We start from the raw sequence: 20706 nt of genomic DNA, 5'->3' as shown, positions 1-20706 counted from the left end.
GGGGAGAGTGGCCGCAACAGCGGAATTTTTAAAAGGCCACCAAGTCACGCTTGGGGCGATCGCCGGCGAACAGGAGGGAGGCGCGCAAGGCGCCCCCGCTCCCTAGCCCAGCCGATATCTTACTTGGGATAACCGGCCTTCTTCATCTCGCGGGTCGTCAGTGCCTGGGCACTCTTGAGAGCCTGGTCAACAGTGACCTGGCCGGCAAGCGCTGCAGAGAACTGCTGGCCAACTGCAGTGCCGATACCCTGGAATTCAGGAATAGCGACGAACTGAACGCCGACATAGGGAACCGGCTTGACAGTCGGCTTCGTCGGATCGGCGGAGTTGATGCTGTCCAGCGTCATCTTGGCGAAAGGAGCAGCCTTCTGGTAGTCGGCGTTCGCATAGAGCGAAGCGCGGGTACCGGGAGGTGCGTTCAGCCAGCCGTCTTTCTGAGCAACAAGGTTGGTGTATTCCTTGCTGGTTGCCCAGGCGACGAACTTCTCGGCAGCTTCAATCTTCTTGGAACCGGCCGGGATGGCGAGATTCCAGGCCCAGAGCCAGTTGCCGCGCTTGCCGAGACCGTTGTCAGGAGCAAGTGCGAAACCGACCTTGTCGGCAACCTTGGACTGCTTCGGATCGGAAACGAAGGAAGCAGCAACCGTGGCGTCGATCCACATACCGCATTTGCCGGTCTGGAACAGGGCGAGGTTTTCGTTGAAGCCATTCGAAGAAGCACCTGGAGGTCCGTCTTCCTTCAGCATCTTCACGTAGAAGTCGAGTGTCTTCTTCCACTCAGGCTGATCGAACTGTGCAGTCCACTTTTCGTCGAACCAGCGTGCGCCGAAGGAGTTGGACATGGCTGTCAGGAAAGCCATGTTCTCGCCCCAGCCGGCCTTGCCGCGAAGGCAGATGCCGTAGACTTCGTCCTTCTTGTCGGTGATCTTCTTGGCTGCGTCTGCGATGAAGTCCCAGGTCGGGGCATCAGGCATCTTCAGGCCGGCCTTGTCGAAAAGGTCCTTGCGATACATGACCATCGAGCTTTCGCCGTAGAATGGCGCAGCATAGAGCTTTCCATCCGTGGTCAGGCCGCTGCGGATGGCCGGAAGAAGGTCATTCACATCATAGCTCGCGCCGAGATTGTCGAGCGGCTGCAGCCAGCCTTGCTTGGCCCAGATCGGAACTTCATAGGTACCGATCGTCAGAACGTCGTACTGACCGCCTTTGGTGGCAATGTCGGTCGTGACCTTCTGGCGGAGGATGTTTTCTTCGAGCGTCACCCACTGCAGGTCGATGCCTGGGTTCTTGGTCTTGAAATCATCGGTAAGTTTCTGCATGCGGACCATGTCGCCGTTGTTGACGGTAGCAATGGTTAGCGTCTCTGCAGACGCCATTCCGGCAAGCATCATCACTGAGCAGGCGCTCAGGAGTAGAGTCTTCAATTTCATAATCTTCCTCCCAGAAGAGAAAATATGAGCATTCGCTTAGCTCGAGGGCAATTACTCATAACATGCGACAAGTTGTCAATGCTTAATCGTTGCTGCGACGCCGAACGAAAAAATAAGTCGTTGAAGAAAATGGGTTAAATTTGTTTCAGTCGTCGATCAAGAATGCGGCAGTCGCCTCATCCGTAATCAGGCCGTTGATCAACCGGCCTGTCAGCGCCGCTCTGATAGCCTCAAGTTTGCGTTGCCCCTTGGCAATTCCGATCACGGTCGATGTTTCGCGGCTGGGTATCGGCGCGCTGGCGACACGCTCGTTGACGGCGTTTTCGAGCAATTTGCCCGCCCCGTCGAAGATCCAGCCGCAGATTTCCCCGGTTGCGCCTTTGGCGACAAGCCCGACCATTTCTTCCCGGCCGAGAAAGCCGTCGACGCAGAGTGGCGCGTCGACGCCCATCTCGCCGATCCCGACAAAGGTCACATCGGCAACGGCGCTGATATCGAGCGTCGAGCGCACCAGCGCCTGCGCGTGCAACAACTCACGCTCAGAAGCAGCCGATACAAGAACCGGCAACGGCATGGGATAGTGACGGGCCTTGATCGCGTCCGCCATGCTGAAGATGACGTTGTAATAGGCAGCAGAACCGTCCGGACCGATGTTGCCGGTGAGTGAAACGATCCGATGCTGCGTGCAATCAATGGAGGGCAACTGATCGACGGCAGCCTTCAGCGTACGCCCGGTGCCGATGGCAAGCACGATGGGCTCCGGTCGCTTGAGCCAGCGTTCGATCTCGGCGGCGGCGGCCTCCGCGATGCCGACAGTCGTCGACGTCGATCCGGGATCGCTCGGCACCACCTCGACATGGGAGAGGCTGAATTTCCGGCGCAGATCCTCGGCCAGCTGCAGGCAGGCGGCGATCGGATGGTCGAGACGGACCTTGATCAGCCTTTCGGCAACCGCGAGCGACACAAGCCTCTGTGCCGATTGCCGCGAAATCCCCATGGCCCCGGCGATCTCGTCCTGGGTCCGGCCGGCGACATAGTACAACCACCCGGCTCTTGCCGCATCATCGAGCCTGCCCTGGGTTTCCGACTTCCTGGCCATCCTGTCCCTTCTGTGGCGCTGGCCGCAGCATCCCCGACATCGGGTCGAACATCGCTGCAGCCAGAGGCACGATTGTGACGACGCGAACCTTACGCTGCGTCGGGCGGAATGACGCCCTTGGTCAGGGTGAAGCAGCCGTAAAACCGGCGCTCGCCTGTCTGGATGACGCAATAGGCGCTCTTCGCACGCTCATAGAACGCAAAACGCTCGACCGGCACAAGCGGCCAGTGCTTGCCTTCGGCGCGATCAATCTCTGCCTGCATCTCGACCTGAACAGCCGGCAGTTCATCCGGGGAGCCGACCACTTCCATGCGGGTGGCTGCGTCGTCGATGAACGTATCGAGCGGCATCAGCGACAGGATGGCGGCAGCAGCCTGTGGAGAGGTGACGTTGTCGATCCGCAGCAGATGGCCAAGGCTCGTTTCGAGCGCCACCGACTCAGCCGGGAAGTTGGTATCGACGATGACAAGCATGTCGCCATGGCCCATGGAGGCCAGCGCGTGGAGCACGTCGGCATTGAGAGCAGGTGAAATTCCCTTGAGCATGATAAAGCCTCCTCCAGGCACTTCTTTCAGAATTCGCATTGGTGGCGGGAGACCCCGCACTTTGCGCAGCAGACAAGTAAACGCGACGCCGCAGTCTGTCCAGAGACGCCATGGATGCGCGTTGGCAAGCAAGGCGCCGACGCCAGCTTGATACACGGCTTATTTAAGCCCCGATTGACCGCATAGCTCCCGCCATATTAGGACAGACATCCCCGAGCGTTGCGAGGCAATTGTGAGAATTCTCCTGGTCGAAGACGACGACACCCTCGGCAGCGCTGTACGCGACCACATTGCCGCGAGCGTCCATGCCGTCGACTGGGTGAGAAACCTAGGAGATGCCGAAAGCGCGGCGAACTCGGTTCACTACGGCCTCATACTTCTCGATCTGCAATTGCCGGATGGCACTGGCATCGATTTTCTGAAGAGACTCCGCAAGAATGCCAAGGAAACACCGGTCATCATCCTGACGGCGCGTGACCAGATTTCAGACCGGATCGAGGGTTTGAACAGCGGCGCCGACGACTATCTGGTCAAGCCCTTCAATCTGGGCGAGCTCTCCGCCCGCATCATGGCGGTTGCCCGGCGTTACTCCGGCAGTCCGCAGCCGATGCTCAAGATCGGCGACCTCGAAGTCGACCAGACGCAGCGCCGCCTTATCGTATCGGGCAAGGACGTCGTGCTGACCGGCCGCGAATGGGCCGTTCTCGACCTGCTGGTAGCCCGTCCAGGCGCCATGGTCTCCAAGGACCAGGTGGAAGAAGCGCTCTATGCCTTCGGCTCCGAAATCGAGAGCAACACTGTCGAGGTCTATGTCAGCCGACTGCGCAAGAAGATCGGCCGGGACCGCATCCGCACGGCGCGCGGCGTCGGCTACTCGCTCGGAGAACGATAATGCCGGAGACACTCGGCCGCCTCAGCCGCATCAGCATCACCCGTCGGCTGATCACCACGCTCACAGGGCTCGTCGTGCTCTTCTGGCTGATCGCGGTGGGCCTGGGCGCCTATGTGATGAACCGGGAATTTGCCGAAATCTTCGACGGAACGCTGCAGGAAACAGCGGAAAGACTGATGCCGCTCGTGCTCGACGACCTCGCCCAGCGCGACGGCGCCACCGATCCCCAGGCTTTGCAGGCCGTGCAGCAGGGCCTGAACAAGGAATATCTCACCTATCAGGTCATCGATTCCAGTGGCAAGGTCATCATCCACTCACAGGAAGCGCCGGCCACGCCCTATGACGTACCCCTGAAGGTCGGTTTTCACGACACGCCGAAGCACAAGATCTACACAGAATCGGCGCTCAACGGCACCTTGTTCCTGCATGTAGCCGATGCCTTCCGAAACCGTCGCGAGGCCCTGCGCGAAGGCACCGTGGCGCTGCTCTGGCCGCTGCTGCTGCTGATACCGACGAGCATACTGCTGATCCAGTTCATCGTCAGCCGCTCGCTGGCGCCCATCGACCGGCTGCGCGACGAGATTGCCACCAAGGACAGCGGCAATATGGCAGCGGTAGAAGGCGATACACTCCCCCGCGAACTGCGGCCGATTGCCCGTTCCGTCAACCTGCTGCTCGGAAGGCTGCGGTCGGCACTGGAGGCCGAACGGGAATTTACAGCCAACAGCGCCCACGAGCTGCGCACGCCGATCGCCGGTGCCCTGGCGCAGACACAACGGCTGATCGCCGAACTGCCCGAGGGTCCCCTGACCGTCAGGGCCGGACGCATCGAGACAGCGCTCGCCAATCTCGGACGCCTTGCAGAAAAGCTTCTGCAGCTGGCGCGTGCCGAAGCCGGGATCGGCGCATCCGACAAGCCGCTGGATCTGACGCGCATCGTTGACGCTGTCGTCGGCGACTACGACCGGGACAGCCGCACCGCCGGTCGCGTCACGCGGGACTATGCTGCCGGGGTTACCCTTGCGCGCTGCGTCGACATCGACGCCTTTGCCATCGTCGTCCGCAACCTGATCGAGAACGCACTCGTCCACGGACCGCACGATGGGGTCGTCACCATCTCAGTCACCGGAGATGCCGTCAGCGTCGTGAACGGCGGCCATGTCGTCGCGGCCGAAGAGCTTGCCGGCCTCAAGCGACGGTTCCGTCGCGGGGAAACAAGCGCCGCCGGCTCAGGCCTCGGCCTCGCGATTGCCGACAAGATCGTCACACAGATGGGCGGCCGACTGGACCTGCTGTCGCCGGCCCCAGGTCAGCCAGATGGCTTCGAGGCCCGCATCGTCCTCACACCGCCGCCCGGAAGCTGATCTCTTGCAATGGCTGGAAAAGGATGCGAGCAACGTCGTCTCAATGCCATAGCGAGTGACGGATGATCGTTTCTTTTGACATCGGCGGGTCCGCCATCAAGGGCGGTTTTGCCCGCTCCCAATCCGACATCACGACGCTGCCGCGCCGGGTTACGCCCGGCCATGATTTCGAGGCCTTCGTCACGGTGCTCCGCGAGATTATTGCCGAGGCCCCGGAAAAGCCTGATGGCATCGCCGTCTCCATCGCCGGCGTCGTCGATCCGGACACTCAGACGCTGACCTGCGCCAATATTCCCTGCCTCCACGGTCGCAGGCTTGGCAGCGACCTGGAGACGGCGCTCGGCTATCCGGTGCTGATCGCCAACGACGCCGATTGCTTTGCCATGGCCGAGGCCTTTTCCGGCGCGGGTCGCGGTCACCGCATTGTCTTCGGCGCCATCCTCGGCACTGGGGTCGGTGGTGGACTGGTCGCCGACGGGCGGCTGGTCAATGCATCCGGCGGCTTTGCCGGCGAATGGGGCCACGGACCGATCGTTGCGGCCTTTGCCGGCACACCCCCTGTCGCCATTCCCGCCTACCCTTGCGGCTGCGGCCAAACCGGATGCGTCGACACCATCGGTGGCGCGCGCGGCATGGAACGCCTGTACGCGCTACTCCATGGCACCAGTGTTTCCAGCGAGGAAATCATCGGCCTTTGGCTCGGGGGCGACGATAAGGCGAGTGCAACGCTCGACGTCTACATCGATCTCGTCGCGCCGCCCCTGGCCCTGACCGTCAACATTACCGGCGCAACCATCGTGCCCGTGGCAGGCGGTTTGTCGAATGTCGAGCCGCTGCTGGAGCGCCTGGATGTCGCCGTGCGCCAGCGCATCCTGCGGAAATTCGATCGCCCCCTCGTAGTGCGTAGCCAGTGCCGCATCGAGCCCGGCCTGATCGGCGCCGCCATTCTCGGACTGCGAGATGTCGAGGATCGCCGCCATGTTGCTTGAGGTCTGCATCGAGGACAGCGCCGGCCTTGCAGCCGCCATCGACGGCGGTGCAGATCGCATCGAACTGTGCAGTGCGCTTGCCATCGGCGGCCTGACGCCGAGCGCCGGCCTGATGCGCGAAGCCGGCCAGCGTCAACTGCCTTGCTATGCCATGATACGTCCACGCGCCGGCAACTTCGTCTGGTCCGCGGAGGACATGGAGGTGATGTACGGCGATATCGACATCGCACGCAGCGCTGGATTGGCCGGCGTCGTACTCGGTGCCTCCCTGCCCGATGGCCGGCTGGATCGCGAAAGCCTCGACAAACTCGTCCGCCACGCCGAAGGTCTCGGCCTGACGCTGCATCGTGCCTTCGACCTCGTGCCCGACTGGCGCGACGCCATCGAAATCGCAGTCGATCTCGGTTTCGAGCGGATTTTGACCTCGGGTGGAAAAGTGACGGCTCCTGATGGGATCGAGGCGTTGGAAACACTGGTAGCACTCGCAGCCGGCCGGATATCCATCATGCCTGGCTCCGGCATCAATCCGCAAACCGTGAGCACCTTGATCCCGAGATTGGAGATCACCGACATCCACGCCTCCTGTTCTTCCAGCGCAGCATCGAGCGACCCGCGGCTTGTCTCCCTCGGCTTTGCGCCTGCGCTCGAGCGACGTACGGACGGCGCGGTGGTTCGCGCCCTGAAGGCGCTGGTCACCTAAGACGGGCTGCGTTGCCGACATGGCAAGCCCGATTGCCAGTGGGCTACAAAGAGGGCATGAATGCATCTGTTGCGTAAAAGCGTCCCTTCCGGACAGTCGGGAACTGCTGCTGCGCGAAAACAATGCTTTCACGGCTTGAGTCTCGACAGTGATTTCGCAGAGAGCATGAAATGACGGTTTCACCCCCGCGACGGAAAAGCCGCATCGTTTTCTGGCTGGCCGCGATCCTCATCCTGACGGGCATCGTCGCCACCGCGCTGCTTGCCAACGACCGGCGGAACTTGCGGTTTCTGGCTTACCGCTACCATATCGGATGGCTCGGATATGAAACCGTTATGCCGCCGAAGAAGCTACCGCAAGCCAAACAAGGCCCGCGGCCGGTTGCGCCACCGCCAAGCCCGCCTGCAGTGGTAAAACCGGTCGCGACGCGGCTTTTTACCAACCTGAATTCCGCGCCCAGCTTTTTCCTACGCCGCTGGAAAATCGCCGGCGAGAAGGCCTGCAATGCAATCTCACGAGCGGGCTTCCCCGTCGGCCCTTGGCATCAGGGCGCCATCGACAATTCGACATTCGAATGCAGCTACCAGACGCCGGTGTCGGAGACAGCAGCGGAAGAACAACCTTCGCTCTTCGTCATCGTCCGCGGCACGCCGAAAGGCGAGGTCAGCAGTATCCGGGTCAAGGCGATCCTGCCCGAGACCCCCGCCGGGCAGGAGCTACAGGCAAAATTCCAGGGCCTGGTCCACGCCATCGTCCAGGCTGTCGGCTGGAGCGACCTCAGCGATGCCACGGACCGCATTGGAAGGCTCGAGAACGTCACACAGTCGAGCTTCGGCGCAAGGATTGCATTCTCTCACGAATTCGCCGATCCGCGCCGTTTCAACCTCATTCTCGACATCGACAGGCCCACCGGCGACCGCATCGTCGCGGCCAATTTTTTCGACACGTCCAAGTGGTTGCCGCTGCCCGAAATTACCGCGCGCAAGTGAACCGAATTGGTACAGCAGCGGAGTGCAAACAAGGACAACGCAATTGCTGCGTTGCAACATACTGCCATTGCACTAAGATGGCATCGTTCTACATGTTCGTTTCACCGTTCATTCCGTAGGGGATTTCGATGAGGTAGCAGGCTTGAAGCCAGCCGGTAAAGCTCTGGCATCATTCATGAAACTGATGACATATCAGTTTATCTGTTTCTTGAGCGATTACGCAGGAGCCGGAAATCTGGCCACGTCAGCAACTTCAAATCGACCAACAGAACGCGTTTGCGTTGTCTGAAAAAGAGGAAAATCGATGCGTATCACGATGATCGGGTCTGGTTATGTGGGTTTGGTGTCAGGCGTCTGCTTTGCGGATTTCGGCCATGACATCATCTGCGTCGACAAGGACGAGAAGAAGATTGCAGCCTTGCGGGCCGGCGAGATCCCGATCTTCGAGCCGGGGCTCGAAAGTCTCGTGGCGGAAAATGTCCGCTCCGGCCGCCTGTCGTTTTCGACGGAAGTGGCAGAAAGCGTCGCCGCCAGCGATGTCGTCTTCATCGCCGTCGGCACCCCGTCGCGCCGTGGCGATGGTCATGCCGACCTGTCCTACGTCTATGCAGCCGCCCGCGAAATCGCCACCCACGTCAAGGGCTTCACCGTCATCGTCACCAAGTCGACTGTTCCTGTCGGCACCGGCGATGAAGTGGAGCGGATCATGCGCGACACCAACCCGGACGCAGACATCGCCGTCGTGTCCAACCCCGAATTCCTGCGCGAAGGCGCCGCCATCGAGGACTTCAAGCGGCCGGACCGCATCGTCATCGGCCTCGACGACGATCGTGCCCGGGCCGTGATGACCGAAGTCTACCGGCCGCTCTACCTCAACCAGGCGCCGCTGCTGTTCACCTCGCGCCGCACGTCGGAACTGATCAAATACGCCGCAAACGCCTTTCTCGCCATGAAGATTACCTTCATCAACGAGATGGCCGATCTCTGCGAAAAAGTCGGCGCCAATGTCCAGGAAGTCTCCCGCGGCATCGGGCTCGATGGCCGTATCGGCGCCAAATTCCTGCACGCGGGCCCAGGCTATGGCGGCTCGTGCTTTCCGAAGGATACGCTGGCTCTGGCAAAGACCGCCCAGGATCACGACAGCCCGGTGCGCCTCATCGAAACGACCATCTCGATCAACGATAACCGCAAGCGCGCCATGGGTCGCAAGGTGATCGCGGCTGTTGGTGGCGACGTTCGCGGCAAGAGCGTCGCGGTCCTCGGTCTGACCTTCAAGCCGAACACCGACGACATGCGCGACAGCCCTGCGATCTCGATCATCCAGACCTTGCAGGATGCCGGCGCCAAGGTGGTCGGTTACGATCCCGAGGGCATGGACAACGCACGCGGCCTGATCGAGGGCATGACGTTCGCAGCCGATGCCTACACGGCCGCCGAGGGCGCAGACGCTCTCGTCATCGTCACCGAATGGAACCAGTTCCGCGCACTCGATTTTGCGCGCCTGAAGCGGGTCATGGCCGCACCTGTGCTCGTCGACCTCAGGAATATCTACCGCCGCGACGAAATCACAAAGCACGGCTTCGAATATTCGAGCATCGGACGGCCGAACCAGACCAACGATCAACACTGATCGTCGTCAGCAATCAAAAAAAGGGGGCATAGCTTGGCGCTATGCCCCCTTTTTTATGCGTTACCCAAGCAGCATTGGAAACAACGCCAGCAGGTCTACTGCTTATCTCACACTCACATAAGGTTTGGATTCGCGTATGTGGTGGCGATAGTAGGAGCCTGGAGAATCGGCCGAGATCAGATTGCGGTAAATCTGTTCCGGCACGTTGCTGTAGGGCTCAACTTTGCCATTGTGAAACTCGATTTCCATGCGCGACGATTTCAGATCGTACGCAACAGCCGTAATGAGGCGCGATTTTATTTGAATGCGTTCCATTCCAAAATTCCCTTAGTTGCAAGAAATCAAAAACCAGAGCATGGGCACTGCTTCTACATCCCAGTCAGACGAACTTAGTATCTTTTAACGCTTATGTTAAGTATTTAATAATAATAGCAATTCACAAATAATCAACGATGTTTACAGTTGCACTTCGCGGATAACGATTAACAACCTTGGGATGCGAAATGTCTCCGACTATCGAGATGAGTGCTCAGGCTACAGGAAACAGATCCTGCAATCAGCCTCCCCAACTCGCTTATGAAGAGCCCGACAGACCGTATTTCTCGCTATGCTGGGGCAATTTTACGGCAAACGAAGTGCTCGCCAAGAGTTGATCGGTCGCGCCCCTGCGTTGCAGGGTTTTGCTTGCCCCGCGTGCGCGCAGTGGTGATATTCACCCTTCCTCCTTGTGCATCATCGCCGACGCCGAAAATGCGGAGCCAAGCCGCGACGGAAAGCCTGAATCAACAGCATGACACAGACTGAAAACGCCCCCTCGGACCCAGGTTTCGCCACCGAGCGCGATCCGCGACTGCGCTTCATCATCCCGGCCGTCGTTGCCGTCGCCTTCCTGATGGAGCAGCTGGATTCGACGATCATCGTCACAGCTATTCCCGCCATGTCCCACAGTCTTGCCGTGACGCCACTCGCCATGAACCTTGCGGTCACGGCCTATATACTGACGCTTGCGATGTTCATTCCGGTCAGCGGCTGGTTCGCAGATCGATTCGGTGCGCGCCGCATCTTTGCGCTGTCACTGCTGATCTTCACCATCGGCTCGGTACTCTGCGGGCTCGCAGTGAATTTCCCGATGCTGATCGCGACGCGTGCCTTGCAGGGCTTCGGCGGGGCAATGATGACGCCAGTCGGCCGGCTCATCCTCATTCGCAGCTTTCCGCGCAGCCAGCTCGTGACCGCCATGACCTACATGACCTTGCCAGCCATCCTCGGGCCATTGGTCGGCCCCATCCTCGGCGGCGTCCTGACGACCTATCTATCCTGGCGATGGATCTTTTACGTCAACGTGCCCTTCGGTATCGTCGGCATCGTCATGGCACTGCGTTACGTCGAGGATACCCGCGCCGACACGTCAAAACGGTTCGACGTTCCGGGCTTCCTGATGGTCGGCTCCGGACTGGTGCTGCTGCAATACGGCATCGAAAATATCGGCCGGCCGGCCATTCCCGTCCCGGCCATCGTTGCCGTCCTTTTCGCCGCATTGCTGCTGCTCGTCTTTTTCGTTCGATATGCGCGAGCCGTGCCGGCGCCGGCCGTCGACCTGACCCTGTTTCGGCTGCGCACCTTTCGTGTCGGGACGCTTGCCGGAGGCCTCTGTCGTGTCGGATTGAACGGCGTGCCCTTTCTGCTGCCGCTGATGCTGCAGATCGGCTTTGGCGTCAGCCCCATCGTCTCGGGCTCGCTGACCTTTGCCAGCGCCTTCAGCGCACTCGTGGTCCGGCCGATCTCGCAACGGCTGCTGCGGGCTTTCGGCTTCGACCGGGTGCTGACGTGGAGCGCCGTCGCCGGCTCGCTGACAGTCGCAGGCTTTTCACTGATGACGCCTCAGACACCCTATTGGCTGATTATCGTCTGGGTGTTTGTCTTCGGCCTTACGCGAGCCGCACAGTTTATGACGTCGAACACGCTCTCCTACTCGGACACGCCGGCAGCGCAGCTCAGCAGCGCCACGAGCCTCGGGGGCGTGCTGCAGCAGCTGAGCGTCAGCTTCGGCGTATCGATCGCCGCCATGCTGCTCGGTCTCGTCACAGCGGGCAGTGGCGCCCTGACGCTCGGCAGCTTTCATATCGTCTTTCTGGTCATGGCTATCATTCCGCTGCTTGGCCTGCCCGGCTTCCTGCAGCTGAAACCTGAAGACGGCCAGCAGGTCAGCGGCCATGTGCGAAGAATAGCCACGGACTAGGCGGATCTTCAGGGTATTCAGGCTGCCACGGCAACCTTGCGGGGACTGACCAGGTGATCCTTCAGCACGATACCCGCCCTGTCGATCTCCTGCAGCACGACATCGTAGCTCCAGAGATCCGCCAGATGCTGCAGCACCTTCCGGGTGTCGCCCTCCTCCAGCAGACTGCCGTTCATAACGGTGTGCCGCAGGATCAGCCGTCGGTCGCCGGGCAAGTCTACATCCACCACCTCGATATGCGGATCGATCCAGCCGATATCGTACTGCCGAGACAGTTCGCGGCGGACGCGCCGATAGCCGCGCTCGTCGTGGATTGCAGCCACCCGCATTCCCTCCTCCTCAGCCGGATCGTCGGTCAGGTGGAACAGCCGCAGCTTGCGCATAAGGTTGGGGCTGAGAAACTGGGCAATGAAGCTCTCGTCGCGATAGTTGGCCCAGAGATCGCGCAGGACCGCCATGGCATCGCCGGTTCCGGCAATCTCCGGGAACCATTCGCGATCCTCCTGCTCCGGCTTGGTGACGATACGTTCGATGTCCTGCATCATCGCAAAGCCGATGGCATAGGGATTGAGGCCGGAATAACGCTGGTCATCGAACTGCGGCTGGAACACCACATTGGTGTGGGATTTCAGAAACTCAAGAAAATCACCGTCGCCGATACCGCCGCGCTCGTGCAGGCGTGTCATGATCTCATAGTGCACATAGGTGGCCGTGCCCTCGTTCATGACCTTCGTCTGACCCTGCGGGTAGAAATACTGAGCTACATGGCGGACTATACGCAGGATTTCCCGTTGCCACGGCTGCAGGCGGGGCGCTGTCTTTTCGAGGAAATAGAGGATATTTTCCTGCGGCAGCCCGGTGATTGCCTGCCGGCGTTCGAGGCTGAGATCCGGTGCGCTCTTGCCGGCCTTGGTCGGCACGGTGCGCCAGAGATCGTTGAAGATGCTTTCGTCATGCGCCCGCCGCTCCTGCAGCCGGACTTCCTCCATCCGCAGGTCGAGCTTCTTCTTGCCGGCATAGCGGTGCACGCCGTGCGACATCAGCGCATGGGCGGAATCTAGCGTCCGCTCCACGGCCGCATGCCCGTAGCGTTCCTCGCAATTGGCAATATAGCCCTTGGCGAAATTCAGGTAATCGAGGATGCCGTCGGCGTCTGTCCACAGCTTGAACAGGTAGTTGTTCTTGAAGAAATGGTTGTGGCCGAAGGCGGCATGCGCAATCACCAGCGCCTGCATCGTCGCGGTGTTCTCCTCCATCAGGTATGAAATGCAAGGGGAGCTGTTGATGACGATCTCGTAGGCCAGCCCACGCAGGCCCTTGCGATAAAATGCCTCGTGATGGGCGAAATGCTTGCCGAACGACCAGTGCTTGTAGAACAGCGGCATGCCGATCGAGGAATAGACATCGAGCATCTGCTCGGCGGTGATGATCTCGATCTGGTTAGGATAGACATCCAGCCCAAGCTCGTTGACGGCGATGTCCTGGCAGGCATCGTGGATGCGCTGCAACGCGGCGAAATCCCAGTCGGCACCGTCGTAGAGACGCTTCATTGCCTTTGCCATTATCAGCCAGCCCTTGTCTCCGCAGCGCGGCGTTGAAAGAGATCATGGAATACCGGATAGATCTGGCTGCGGTCGCTGACTTTGCGCATCGATAGCACCGGCCAGCCGGCCGAAATCCGCTCATAGAGCTGCCAGACCGCCGAGCCGGACGAAATGGCGCCGCTGCGTCCTTCGCCGACTTCGAGATAGGCGAAATATTGCGTCGCCGGCAGAATCCAGTCCTGCATGAGAGCTGCTGTCGTCGTGCTGTCGGAGTAGGCGTTGTCGCCATCGGACGCCTGTGCGGCATAGATGTTCCAGTCGGAAGGTGGAAAACGCTCGGTCATGATCCGTCGCATCGCATCCAGCGCGCTCGATACCTGCGTACCGCCCGTGGCGGGGCTGCGGAAGAATGTCTCCTCGTCGACCTCCTCGGCCGTATCGGTATGGCGGATGAAGACGATCTCGACGCGCTTGTACTGCCTCGTCAGGAAGATATAGAGCAGCATGTAGAAGCGCTTGGCGAGATCCTTCATGTGCTCGGACATCGAGCCGGAGACGTCCATCAGGCAGAACATCACCGCCTGGGCGACCGGCCTCGGCTCGTTTTCGAAACGCCGGTAGCGAATGTCGATCGGATCGATATACGGAATGCGCCGCACCCGTGATTCCAGCGCCGACACTTCAGCCTCCAGTGCCAGCCGCTGATCTTCGTCGACACAATCGGCGATCTCGGCGTGCAGCATGGCCACCGCCTCCGCCTTCGGCCGGTTGAGCGCAACGCGGCGCATCATGGCCCGCTTCATGGTCCGGTTGATGGCGAGATTGGAGGGAGAGCCGTTTACGGAATAGCCTGCCCGCACCGGGTTTGGCTGTTCGGATGTGGCGAGCTTTTTCTTGGCCAGATCCGGAAGCTCGAGGTCGTCGAGGAAGATGTCGAGGAACTCGTCGCGGGTCAGCACGAAGCGAAAGGCATCCTCGCCGTTGCCATCGCCACCGTCGCGCGGCTTGCCTTTTCCGCCCGGCGGGCGGGAGAGAATATCGCCTTCGATGAAGGTCTTATTGCCCGGCAGGATGTGTTCGTGGATGCCGGCCGGGCCTTTCCGGAAGTGCGGCTCCTCAGTACCCCCAAGGGGAATGCTGATCTCGCCGCCTTTGAGAACGTCTTGAATACCGCGGCTTTGCGAGGTCTCGTAGACCGCCTTCTGTACCAGCGCCTTTGCTCGTCGCAGGAAGCGCTGGCGATTTTCGAGACTCTTGCCGCCTGGATTCAGGCGCCGGTCAACAATGTGCATTCCTACTCCTGTGTTGGGACTAGTCTAGCCTGCCTGTTTGACGCGCATGTACCACTCTACCAACCGGCGAACCTGGCGCTCCGTATAGCCGCGCGAAGTCATGCGCTCGACGAATTGCCCATGCTTCTTCTCCGTGTCGCCGTCCTTCTTCGAGCCGAAGGAAATCACCGGCAACAGGTCTTCCACCTGGCTGAACATCCGCTTTTCGATGACTTCGCGGATTTTCTCGTAACTCGTCCAGGATGGATTCTTGCCGCCGTTGCTCGCTCGCGACCGCAGGCAGAATTTTACCACCTCGTTGCGGAAGTCTTTCGGGTTGGCAATTCCTGCCGGCTTTTCGATCTTGGTCAGTTCCTGGTTGAGCAGGTCCCTATCCAGCATCTGGCCGGTATCCGGATCCTTGAAATCGACATCCTCGATCCAGGCATCGGCATAGTCCACATAGCGGTCGAAAAGGTTCTGGCCGTAGTCGCCATAGGATTCGAGATAGGCCTTCTGGATCTCGTGGCCGATGAATTCCGCGTAGCGCGGCGCCAGTTCCCCCTTGATATACTCCATATACTGCTTCTCGATCTCGGCCGGCAGTTGCTCCCGCCGGATCGACTGTTCGATGACATACATCAGATGCACCGGATCGGCCGCGATCTCTGTCGTGTCGTGGTTGAAGGTCGCAGCCAGAACCTTGAAGGCAAAGCGCGTCGAGACGCCGTCCATGCCCTCGTCGACGCCGGCTGTGTCGCGATATTCCTGCACGCTGCGGGCCCGGGGGTCCGTTTCCTTGACGCTCTCGCCATCGTAGACGCGAAGCTTGGAAAACGGCGTCGAGTTTTCATGCCGCGTCAGCCGCGACAGAACCGTGAAGCGCGCCAGGGTTTCCAGCGTCGACGGCGCGCACGGCGCCTGGCTAAGCTCGGACTCCTCGATCAGCTTCTCGTAGATCTTCTGCTCTTCCGTCACCCGCAGGCAATAGGGCACCTTGACGACGCAGATACGATCGATGAAGGCCTCGTTGTTCTTGTTGGCCTTGAAGGTCTGCCACTCCGCCTCGTTGGAGTGGGCCAGAATGACGCCTGAGAACGGGATGGCGCCGATATTCTCGGTGCCGATGTAATTGCCCTCCTGCGTCGCCGTCAGCAGCGGATGCAGCATCTTGATCGGCGCCTTGAACATTTCAACAAATTCAAGCACGCCCTGGTTGGCGCGGTTGAGACCGCCGGAATAGCTGTAGGCGTCGGCATCGCTCTGGGCGAGGCTCTCGAGCTTGCGGATATCGACCTTGCCGACCAGCGAGGAGATATCCTGGTTGTTCTCGTCGCCGGGCTCGGTCTTGGCGATGGCGATCTGGCGGAGCCGCGACGGCTGCATCTTCACCACCTTGAAGCGCGAGATATCGCCGCCGAATTCTTCCAGCCGCTTCAGGCACCAGGGGCTCATCAGCCCTGTCAGCCTTCGCTTCGGAATACCGTAGCGCTCCTGCAGCATGTCGCCCATCGCGGCCGGATCGAACAGGCTGAGCGGGCTTTCGAAAACTGGGCTGAGTTCGTTGCCGGCCTTCAGCACGTAAATCGGATGGACCTCCATCAGCGCCTTCAACCGTTCGGCCAGCGACGACTTGCCGCCACCGACAGGGCCGAGCAGGTATAGGATCTGCTTGCGCTCTTCCAACCCCTGCGCCGCATGGCGGAAGAAGGCGACGATTCGCTCGATCGTCTCTTCCATCCCGTAGAAGCCCTCGAAGGCGGGATAGGTCCGGATGGTCCTGTTGAGAAAGATACGTCCAAGGCGGGAGTCCCTCGACGTGTCTACAAACTGTGGCTCACCCATCGCGGCAAGTAGTCGCTCTGCCGCATTGGCATACATCAGTGGTTCGCCCTTGCAGGCTTCCAGGTATTCAGAGAAAGACATCTCGACTTCGCGCCGCGCTTCAAAGGAACGGGCGAAGGTGTTGAATAGTACATCCGTGTTGTACATGGCGCCTCATCGAGGTTGCTATTGCAAATACGCCTGATCAGCTGGATAACAATCCGCTGTATTCATATTTCGGTGACGTTTCTATGAAAGTGAAATGTGACCGTGAATCAAATGCTACGCTTGATTCGGCAATGCAGCAATATCCGAGGCAATCCCAAGTCACCGATTTAATGATAAAGATGCTCAGGGTTGCGCAATATTGAATGCGAATATACCTGAAGTGGCGAACGCGAGTGTGTGGTATTCAAGCGATATGCGCCATAAAACCGGTACCAAGCCATTGATTTCATAACAATCAATGCGAGTGGCACCGATAGAGGACGGCAAAATTGCCACATGCCGTCCGATTTTTTCCACAGAGCCTGTTTGTTATCAGGCGTTCATCTGGGAGATGAGGCGCGTTTCCAGATAGGAATCCACCGCCTCTGAGCCGCCTTCCGTGCCGTAGCCGGAATCCTTCATGCCGCCGAACGGTACTTCTGGAATAGAGAGACCGTTGTGGTTGATGGTCAGCATGCCTGCTTCCATCCGCTGTCCCAGCGCATGCGCCGTGTTGACTGACGTGGTGAAAGCATACGAGGCAAGCCCGAACGGCAGGCGGTTTGCCTCAGTGATCGCATCGTCGACAGTCGCGAAACGATTGATGATGGCGACGGGACCGAAGGGCTCCTCGTTCATGATGCGCGCATGGGTGGGCACGTCGGTGATGACGGTCGGCTCGAAGAAATTGCCTTCGTTGCCGATCCTGCGGCCGCCGGTGCGCAGCGTCGCGCCCTGCGACACGGCATCGTTGATCAGCGCTTCCAGCGCCGGGATCCGGCGCTCGTTGGCCAGCGGCCCCATCTGCACGTCTGCCTCGAGCCCGTTGCCGACCTTGATGGCCTTGGCGGCCGCGACAAACCCATCGGTGAACTGGTCCATGACGCCGTTCTGCACGAGGAAGCGCGTCGGCGCGACGCAGACCTGGCCGGCATTGCGGAACTTCGCCAGCGACGACACTTCGATGGCCTTGGCGATATCGGAGTCATCGAAGACGATTGCCGGCGCGTGCCCGCCGAGTTCCATCGTCGCCCGCTTCATGTGCAGGCCGGCAAGCGAGGCCAGCTGCTTGCCGATGGGGGTGGAGCCGGTAAACGAGATCTTGCGGATGACGGGGTGCGGGATGAGATATTCGGAGATCTCCGCCGGCACGCCATAGACGAGGTTGACGACCCCGGCCGGCATGCCCGCGTCGGCAAAGGCGCGAATCAACTCGGCCGGCGACGCCGGCGTCTCCTCGGGCGCCTTGATGATGATCGAGCAACCGGTCGCAACCGCTGCCGACAGTTTACGGACGATCTGGTTGATGGGGAAATTCCAGGGCGTGAAGGCCGCGACAGGGCCGACTGGCTGCTTGATCGTCATCTGCAGCACGCCGGTGTGGCGCGCCGGGATGATCTGGCCATAAGTGCGGCGCGCCTCTTCGGCAAACCAGTCGATGGTATCGGCAGCCCCGAGCGTTTCCGCCAGCGACTGCGCCAACGGCTTGCCCTGTTCACGTGTCATCACCCAGGCGATCATGTCCTTGCGCTCGCGCAGGAGATCGGCCGCACGACGCATGATCTTCGAGCGCTCGAAGGCGGACGTATCGCGCCAGACCTTGAAGCCCTTGTCGGCCGCAGCCAGCGCAAGATCCAGATCGCCCCGCTCCGCATAGGCGATCTGCCCGATGGTCTGGCCGGTCGCGGGGTCGCTGACAGGGATCGTCTTCTTCGAAAGCGCATCGCGCCATTCGCCATCGATGAAGAGTTTGACGTCGGGATAGGTATGCATGGAGAACCTCTTTGGATGATCAGGGCCGGCTTTCAGCAGATGCCGCAGGAAGCGGCGGTGCGACAAGCCTCCAACCGACCGTCGTCGATCGATAATGCTTTTATGGGAGCGCTGTACATGGTGTCAACGACGGCACAATTCCAGCCACTGGTCCAGCCACAGGTCCTGCCACTGGCGGCACCGGCCGAGGATCACGAAAACGCGAACAACTCTGGATTTCATTAGAAGAAGCGCCATATTCGTCTCACAAAAGGAGCGAGAACATGAAAAGACTAGCAATTATCGCGGTGTCGCTGATGACGGCATTCACCGCCATCACGCCTGCCGAAGCATTCCCCGTATCCGCTGCGCCGGTAGCCACGATCCAGAATTCGGATGTCGTGAACGTGCAATACAGCGAGTACAGGCACCATGGACGCCGAAACGGCGATCGGCGCAATTACTATCGCGGACGCGGCCACGATCGCCACTATGACCGCGGCTATCGTCGCCACAACAATACGGGTGCAATCATCGGCGGCCTAGCAGCCGGCGCAATCATCGGCGGCATCGTTGCCGGCTCCCGCTCGAACGGCAGCTCCCACGCCCAGTCCTGCGCCAACCGCTACAGAACATACCGCGCTTCGGACAACACGTATCAGCCGAATAATGGACCACGGGTGCAGTGCCGGTAAGCTATCGGTTTGAATGAGTTTGTGTGATGTTAGGCCGCCCGTGACGAGAGTTGCGGGCGGTTCTTTGTGTTTGCAGCCGCGCGAGACCTGCGCTTTTAAAGTCACGTAGTTTATAAAGATCGTCTAACCCCAAGGAGACGATGATAACAGACAAGGCATCCGGGTCCTACCCTGCGGGCACTATACGCCGAGCTAGCGGTCGACCCAAAGAAGACGCGATGCTGTTCGCGATCCGCAGAAATATCCAGAACTAGCTAAGCCGCAGTCGCGTTCGCCTTGACAATTGGTGAGGGTCTGGTGACGAAGAAGGGCGGAGAACTATTTACCGAAGGACTTGTCTAGAATCGGAAGAAGAGCCCGGCCTTTGCTAGGCAGCGCTGTTTTAAGTCAAGAGCTTTTGAGAGCCTATCATGTCTCCAACCGCTTTTGCAGGCGGTTGGTATTTTCCGGGATGACTACTACCGAATACAAGCCTTGGCAGTCGACTTATTAAACAATGCTGACCGCCCAAACGTAGGAATAGTTTGAAAGCGTTTGATGGATGAGGAAGTATCACTGCCAAGAGGAGCGTGGTGATATGGAAAAACAAGAATCGCAAAGGCGGATGAATATTGTCGTGGAGGAGTGGGACGGCATATTACCGTATTTCGAGGCTTTCTACCTTCACTCGATCATGTATGCAGCAGGTCAAGCTGCGATAGCGTTTGAGGGGTACGAGGGAGCCGTTAAAGAAAATCGATCAGCAGCTATCATATTCTCTGAGGTACAGGAGGGGCTTGCCTATTCCGCAGCGTTGTCAAGATTTTTTTGGCCAGTAAAAAAAAGGGAAATACTCTCTCAGATGCTCGTGGCGCTAAGCTGCGCGTGGCATTCGGATTGAATAATCTTTCGCCACTGAAAAGCCGTGAACTTCGAAATGCATTCGAACACTTCGATGAGGACTTGGACCGGTTCTTGCTGGAGAATGATGTGGGCTATTTCTTTCCCGCACCCATGGTCGACGACCATACGCTCGCGAACGAGGCTTCGGGAAAAATATTTAAGCTTGTTGACCCTGCCCACCACATATGTGTGCTTCTAGGTCGAAAATTCGATTTCAAATCCATTCGCACCGAGGTGACGAAGGTGTTGAACCAAGCTATTGCAATGGACAATGCAGGTTCAAGACTGACAGACCCGAGAAAACGATAGCGCGAGCAGGCCGCACTTGAACGGTTACAAGATCGCCCCTCGGCAGTCGATAGCCTCTTGCCCCGCGACTAGCCGTGTCGCAAAAAACGACCTCTCTATACCTGTGGGCATGAGCGGCCAAAAACCTTTAGATTTATACACCTACAACTATCTGAAGATAGGCAATAACAAATCGGCTGCCCCCTGAGTTTCATCGCTAGGGTTGTGTTTAATGCATTGATAGCGAACGCTTTAGATCAAACATGGGTATTTTCGTTACGGCCTACGACAAAGAACAGTGCTGGATTTGCGGATCAAAGGACAATCTTACTCGGGAGCATAAGTTCAAAGCCTCTGATATCCGTC

Annotated in this window: 18 protein-coding genes; 10 read left to right on the top strand and 8 right to left on the bottom strand. The window is 59.5% G+C overall.

The window, feature by feature from the left end; translation table 11 throughout:
- Nucleotides 1–119: 119 nt before the first annotated feature.
- From J5278_RS04635 to J5278_RS04625, 3 genes are all read right to left on the bottom strand, one after another.
- On the bottom strand, nt 120–1430 hold the full coding sequence (locus J5278_RS04635; RefSeq protein WP_142830370.1) for a sugar ABC transporter substrate-binding protein: 1311 nt from the start codon (nt 1428–1430) through the stop codon (nt 120–122).
- A gap of 145 nt (nt 1431–1575) precedes the next feature.
- Nucleotides 1576–2529: a sugar-binding transcriptional regulator gene (locus J5278_RS04630; protein WP_209187584.1), complete on the bottom strand. Its 954-nt coding sequence runs from the start codon at nt 2527–2529 to the stop codon at nt 1576–1578.
- Between the two features lie 89 nt (nt 2530–2618).
- Nucleotides 2619–3074, bottom strand: coding sequence for an RbsD/FucU family protein (locus J5278_RS04625; RefSeq protein ID WP_142830366.1), 456 nt, complete (start codon nt 3072–3074; stop codon nt 2619–2621).
- A 232-nt stretch (nt 3075–3306) separates the two neighbouring features.
- Between J5278_RS04625 and J5278_RS04620 the strand changes: the two genes are divergently transcribed.
- From J5278_RS04620 to J5278_RS04595, 6 genes are all read left to right on the top strand, one after another.
- Nucleotides 3307–3966: a response regulator gene (locus tag J5278_RS04620; protein ID WP_209184980.1), complete on the top strand. Its 660-nt coding sequence runs from the start codon at nt 3307–3309 to the stop codon at nt 3964–3966.
- The gene (locus tag J5278_RS04615; RefSeq protein WP_209184981.1) at nt 3966–5330 is read left to right on the top strand and encodes a HAMP domain-containing sensor histidine kinase; all 1365 of its coding nucleotides are present in this window, start codon (nt 3966–3968) and stop codon (nt 5328–5330) included. Before J5278_RS04620 ends, J5278_RS04615 begins: the two co-directional genes overlap by 1 nt.
- A gap of 62 nt (nt 5331–5392) precedes the next feature.
- Complete coding sequence (locus tag J5278_RS04610; protein WP_209184982.1) at nt 5393–6319, top strand: ROK family protein; 927 nt, start codon at nt 5393–5395, stop codon at nt 6317–6319.
- Complete coding sequence (locus J5278_RS04605) at nt 6291–7019, top strand: copper homeostasis protein CutC (RefSeq protein WP_209184983.1); 729 nt, start codon at nt 6291–6293, stop codon at nt 7017–7019. The genes J5278_RS04610 and J5278_RS04605 overlap by 29 nt, the downstream gene beginning before the upstream one ends.
- Nucleotides 7020–7189: 170 nt before the next feature.
- A complete protein-coding gene (locus tag J5278_RS04600; protein WP_209184984.1) occupies nt 7190–8008 on the top strand; it encodes a DUF6030 family protein in 819 nt (272 codons plus the stop codon).
- A 304-nt stretch (nt 8009–8312) separates the two neighbouring features.
- Complete coding sequence (locus J5278_RS04595; RefSeq protein ID WP_111218918.1) at nt 8313–9638, top strand: UDP-glucose/GDP-mannose dehydrogenase family protein; 1326 nt, start codon at nt 8313–8315, stop codon at nt 9636–9638.
- Between the two features lie 102 nt (nt 9639–9740).
- On the opposite strand, the gene J5278_RS04590 is transcribed toward J5278_RS04595, so the two are convergent.
- Entirely contained in the window at nt 9741–9953 is a 213-nt protein-coding gene (locus J5278_RS04590) for a KTSC domain-containing protein (protein ID WP_111218920.1), read from the bottom strand.
- Nucleotides 9954–10428: 475 nt separating this feature from the next.
- On the opposite strand from J5278_RS04590, the gene J5278_RS04585 reads away from it, so the two are divergent.
- On the top strand, nt 10429–11877 hold the full coding sequence (locus J5278_RS04585) for a DHA2 family efflux MFS transporter permease subunit (RefSeq protein WP_209184988.1): 1449 nt from the start codon (nt 10429–10431) through the stop codon (nt 11875–11877).
- A gap of 17 nt (nt 11878–11894) precedes the next feature.
- On the opposite strand, the gene J5278_RS04580 is transcribed toward J5278_RS04585, so the two are convergent.
- The 4 genes from J5278_RS04580 to J5278_RS04565 all read right to left on the bottom strand — a co-directional run bounded on the left by J5278_RS04580 (nt 11895) and on the right by J5278_RS04565 (nt 18496).
- Complete coding sequence (locus tag J5278_RS04580) at nt 11895–13439, bottom strand: SpoVR family protein (RefSeq protein WP_142830352.1); 1545 nt, start codon at nt 13437–13439, stop codon at nt 11895–11897.
- Between the two features lie 2 nt (nt 13440–13441).
- Nucleotides 13442–14713: a YeaH/YhbH family protein gene (locus J5278_RS04575; RefSeq protein WP_209184989.1), complete on the bottom strand. Its 1272-nt coding sequence runs from the start codon at nt 14711–14713 to the stop codon at nt 13442–13444.
- Between the two features lie 24 nt (nt 14714–14737).
- Nucleotides 14738–16684 (bottom strand): PrkA family serine protein kinase, encoded by a 1947-nt coding sequence (locus tag J5278_RS04570; protein WP_209184990.1) that lies wholly within the window; start codon nt 16682–16684, stop codon nt 14738–14740.
- Nucleotides 16685–17056: 372 nt separating this feature from the next.
- On the bottom strand, nt 17057–18496 hold the full coding sequence (locus tag J5278_RS04565) for an NAD-dependent succinate-semialdehyde dehydrogenase (protein WP_209184991.1): 1440 nt from the start codon (nt 18494–18496) through the stop codon (nt 17057–17059).
- A gap of 15 nt (nt 18497–18511) precedes the next feature.
- On the opposite strand from J5278_RS04565, the gene J5278_RS04560 reads away from it, so the two are divergent.
- The 3 genes from J5278_RS04560 (at nt 18512) to J5278_RS04550 (ending at nt 20050) form a co-directional block, all read left to right on the top strand.
- Nucleotides 18512–18721: a hypothetical protein gene (locus J5278_RS04560; RefSeq protein WP_209184992.1), complete on the top strand. Its 210-nt coding sequence runs from the start codon at nt 18512–18514 to the stop codon at nt 18719–18721.
- Nucleotides 18722–18759: 38 nt separating this feature from the next.
- Nucleotides 18760–19170 carry a BA14K family protein gene (locus tag J5278_RS04555; protein ID WP_209184993.1) on the top strand — a complete coding sequence of 137 codons (411 nt, stop codon included), beginning with the start codon at nt 18760–18762 and terminating at the stop codon, nt 19168–19170.
- Nucleotides 19171–19747: 577 nt separating this feature from the next.
- The gene (locus J5278_RS04550; protein WP_209184994.1) at nt 19748–20050 is read left to right on the top strand and encodes a hypothetical protein; all 303 of its coding nucleotides are present in this window, start codon (nt 19748–19750) and stop codon (nt 20048–20050) included.
- Nucleotides 20051–20706: the final 656 nt, after the last annotated feature.

The organism is Rhizobium sp. B21/90 (genome assembly GCF_019355815.1).
GTDB lineage: Bacteria > Pseudomonadota > Alphaproteobacteria > Rhizobiales > Rhizobiaceae > Rhizobium > Rhizobium rhododendri.
This window is presented reverse-complemented; position numbering and strand designations above follow the sequence as displayed.